Origin of the sequence: uncultured Veillonella sp. (genome assembly GCF_963534045.1) — a bacterium.
Classification (GTDB): domain Bacteria; phylum Bacillota; class Negativicutes; order Veillonellales; family Veillonellaceae; genus Veillonella.
Genome location: NZ_CAUSQT010000083.1, coordinates 1 through 3,796 on the forward strand (window position 1 = coordinate 1; position 3,796 = coordinate 3,796).

5 protein-coding genes and 1 other RNA gene are annotated in these 3,796 nt (G+C 39.7%); all 6 read right to left on the bottom strand.

All coding sequences use genetic code 11. From position 1 onward, the window contains the following. Positions 1-289, bottom strand: a transfer-messenger RNA (tmRNA) gene (gene ssrA, locus RYP29_RS08490); the annotation flags it as partial. A gap of 29 nt (positions 290-318) precedes the next feature. Next, entirely contained in the window at positions 319-1,482 is a 1,164-nt protein-coding gene (gene bioF, locus RYP29_RS08495) for an 8-amino-7-oxononanoate synthase (RefSeq protein ID WP_311533102.1), read from the bottom strand. A 1-nt stretch (position 1,483) separates the two neighbouring features. Next, a complete protein-coding gene (locus RYP29_RS08500; RefSeq protein WP_311533104.1) occupies positions 1,484-2,212 on the bottom strand; it encodes a 6-carboxyhexanoate--CoA ligase in 729 nt (242 codons plus the stop codon). Then, entirely contained in the window at positions 2,212-2,703 is a 492-nt protein-coding gene (locus tag RYP29_RS08505) for a hypothetical protein (protein ID WP_311533106.1), read from the bottom strand. The genes RYP29_RS08500 and RYP29_RS08505 overlap by 1 nt, the downstream gene beginning before the upstream one ends. Positions 2,704-2,858: 155 nt before the next feature. Further along, positions 2,859-3,239: a glucosaminidase domain-containing protein gene (locus RYP29_RS08510; protein ID WP_005377606.1), complete on the bottom strand. Its 381-nt coding sequence runs from the start codon at positions 3,237-3,239 to the stop codon at positions 2,859-2,861. A gap of 21 nt (positions 3,240-3,260) precedes the next feature. Further along, positions 3,261-3,731 carry an SsrA-binding protein SmpB gene (gene smpB / locus RYP29_RS08515; protein ID WP_005377596.1) on the bottom strand — a complete coding sequence of 157 codons (471 nt, stop codon included), beginning with the start codon at positions 3,729-3,731 and terminating at the stop codon, positions 3,261-3,263. Positions 3,732-3,796: the final 65 nt, after the last annotated feature.

Here is a 3,796-nt window from a genome sequence, read left to right on the forward strand (position 1 = left end):
TCTCCGAGCACAGTCTATGATTTAAGTCTCAAGTACCTATCGCTCACAGACAAACTACAGTACTCCAGTTCATGTTGTCTCGCCTAATTCATATGAACGACTAAATTAAGCCAGCCTACGGTTTGACGTCCATTCACACTTGGTAGGCACAAGTATGAGGGACGTAGCTTATGCAGCTAATGCAAAATTTTCTTCTGCGTTTAAATGTTTTCCCACCGTTTAACGGCCCAATGGAACGCCGACTCGCTATCTATACCACACTCGCCCCTGTCGAAACCTTTACATCCCCATGGGTTTGTTGGTTTATCTATCATACCCCTAATGTATATTCATGTCAACTAGTAATTCATGTAGCGTTTGTGCTACATAATCAAGTTGTTCTTTGCTATGAGCCGCAGTCACCGTCATGCGGAGGCGGCTTTCACCAACAGGAACCGTAGGAGGTCGAATGGCCGTAATAATAATGCCTCGTTCTTCTAACTCACGGGCCAATGTTAAGGCTCGATCATTCTCGCCTACCACAATCGGGAATATCGGTGTTTCATCATCACAATCAATGCCCATAGCCTGTAATTTATGTGCCATATACACAGTATTATCACGTAATGTATCGACCACAGATGGTTCATCTCGTACAATTCGTAGGGCCTCTAAAGCCGCACCGATATCCGCCGGGGACAAAGCTGTAGAAAATATAAAGCTACGACTATAGTTAATCAGGTATTCTATCAATTCCTTACGCCCCGCCACGTAGCCACCAACAGAACCTAAGGCCTTGCTCAAGGTACCAAGCTGTACATCTACATTGGTAAGGCCAAAATGATGAGCCGTACCTCGCCCATTTCCGATGACACCGGTCGCATGCGCATCATCTACCATAAGGAGAGCATTATATTCCTTACTTAACTCATACAGCCTATCTAATGGTGCAATATCTCCATCCATACTAAATACACCATCGGTTATAATCATTTTATACGCCGATTTATAATTCTTAAGAATATATTCCGCATGTTCTACATCTTTATGCTTATACCGCTCAATATGAGCTCCACTGAGGCGACACCCATCGATGATACTAGCATGGTTTAATTCATCACTAATGATGACGCTATGCTTGTTCATTAAAGCCGTAATCGTACCAACATTAGCCATATAACCCGTATTAAATACGAGAGACTGCTCTGTTTCTTTAAAATTGGCTATAGCGATTTCTAATTCCTTAAACAATGGAAACGATCCTGATGTAAGTCTAGCACCACCAGAACCGGTGCCATATCGTTGAATTGCTTGCATAGCCGCTTGTTGTACTCGAGCATCATGAGTAAGCCCCAAATAATTATTAGATGCCATCATGATATACTCGCTATCATTGCGTTTTACACGTACTGCATCTAAGGGATCATAAGGCTTAATTGTTCTCTTATTCTGTTCTTGCTCCTTAGCCTCTAGTTTTTGTTGAAAGTCTTGATAATAATCCACGCTACCACCGTACCAATACTGTTGTATTCTCTAAATAATCGACAATTTCACGAATAGGCCTATTTGTATCTACAAAAAATACACGGCCCCCGATAGGATTTCCCATTTCTTTCATATTCGGAATGCGATGATATATGCCATTACATGCTACATACCCCACTGTATAATCTGGATCGTCGGACCAACAAAGTTCGCCCACAATCCCTGGACAAGATTGTACCTTAGTGGCCAGTACGAGAGCTTCACGCATATGTACATTCATAGGTCTTATTTCAGTGCCACATGCATCCATATGACTTACGCGAACACCGCGCATATTGTCTTGGTCTAACCGCACACCTGTATTAGCATCTAGCAAAATAGCGCCACGCATATTACCTGGTAATTGTCCAAGTTCCGTGAAAGCCTGTTCTACGGCCTTATAATTCACTACAGATTGTAGTAAGCCTTTAGCTAATTCATGTGATTCTTGTACTGATTCACTCTTATGTTCTTCAATAGCAATACAATCAACATACATAATATCTTCATCGTGAATCGCATCTATACGAATATTAATAAAGTCGGATTTACCTTTACTGTGATGCAACGCCCGATGAATCAAGGCGGATGCTACGGATTCTAAATCACTTTCTTCTACAATGCGTTCAGCACCTGATATATGGCGGCCCCCTTCTTCATGCGGACCACCTTCTGCACCACGCATGCGAATACTGTATAACCCCATCATCACACGACCTTTCGAGGTGCACTATGCGTAGCAGCGGATATAACCTTTTTAAATACAGCAGTCATAATTGGCGCTACAACAGCAGTAAAAATCATACCAGGTACTGCTAGCATAACCATAGCTAAAGCTCCTTTACCAACATAGACGGATAGAGTTAGTCGAGCTACCGTTGAAGCAATAGGACCGCTTAGGATTACACCAAGCATATGATTTTTGCAAATCCACAATAAGAAACCCACAACTAATCTAAACTGCATAGCAATAGCAACACTTAGAAAATTTTGTGTTCCCAATGCCAACCCAATAAGACTGGATAAACAACCACTGATGATATACTTTTTAAACCCAAAAGCCGCACAAATTGCCACCGCTAATGGTGCCGATAACTGGAACTCAATGCCCGGCACAAGATTAGGAATTTTGATAGCGCCCAAGATTGTAATCATAGCAGTTAAAATACCGATTTCTGTGATTTGACGAATTTGACTCATAGTATTCACCTCTTCATGTACTTACATTGTCAACTATATAAATCACACTTTGTTTACATTATAAGAAAATGTGTGATTTTTATCAACTTTTATTTTGTACTAAGTTAACAATATGCATAAAAATAAGGGACTGTAAAACAGTCCCTTAACCATATTTAGAAATTGATTGTATTAAACACTTGTAATACAGAGCCATAATAAGAATTAAAATCTGCTGTAAAGTATCCGCCATTGTACAAGGCATTGATATACGAATACAGAGATGTAGCATTTGTCATGCCATCTTCTCTATAGTATGTCAAGTAATTGCCAAAATAATTGGCAAAATCAATAAAATCCGTAAAATGTCTCCAGCTGCCATCTGATGCTGTAACACCACCTAGATTATGATGGGTTGCTTGTAGTTGTGATGTAAACCCACCTGTTTCAATGTACCATTGAGTATATATAAATTTAGGATCTACATGCACTCCGTTTTCAGCTGCTTTTTGAGCTGATATTTTTGCCAAACTATAAAAATATTGATTAACTTCCACTAAACATCCTCCTATTATACATCAGTATTTTTGTTGTTCTTTCAAACGCTTAGCAATGTCCCGTTTTGCATCCCGTTCTGCCATATCTTGGCGTTTATCGTACAATTTTTTGCCTGTTACAAGACCAACCGTTACCTTCACATAGCCACGGCTAAAATGAAAGTTCAACGGAATCAAGGAGAATCCCTTTTCTTTCACTTGTTGGAATAATTTTTTTATTTCCGATTTATGCATCAATAATTTACGTGTTCGCTCAGGCTCATGATTAAAGCGATTGCCCTGTTCATAAGGACTGATATGAACACCGTAGAGAAGCATTTCGCCCTTATCAATGCGGATAAAGCTATCCTTAAGATTTAATTTACCTTGGCGAATTGATTTAATCTCTGTTCCCGTCAATGCGATGCCCGCTTCATAGGTTTCATGAATATTAAAATCATGACGCGCCTTACGGTTATCTGCAATTAATGATGGAGCATCTTTCTTTGCCATAGTCACCTCACAATAGGTATTAATATTTTTATTATCGTTTACGTTTCTTTACTTTTTTCTTAGAC

Excerpts from the sequence above, each read along its gene's own strand:
- RYP29_RS08500 (WP_311533104.1), bottom strand. The coding sequence starts at position 2,212 with ATGATGGGGTTATACAGTATTCGCATGCGTGGTGCAGAAGGTGGTCCG.
- RYP29_RS08505 (WP_311533106.1), bottom strand. The coding sequence starts at position 2,703 with ATGAGTCAAATTCGTCAAATCACAGAAATCGGTATTTTAACTGCTATG.
- smpB (WP_005377596.1), bottom strand. The coding sequence starts at position 3,731 with ATGGCAAAGAAAGATGCTCCATCATTAATTGCAGATAACCGTAAGGCG.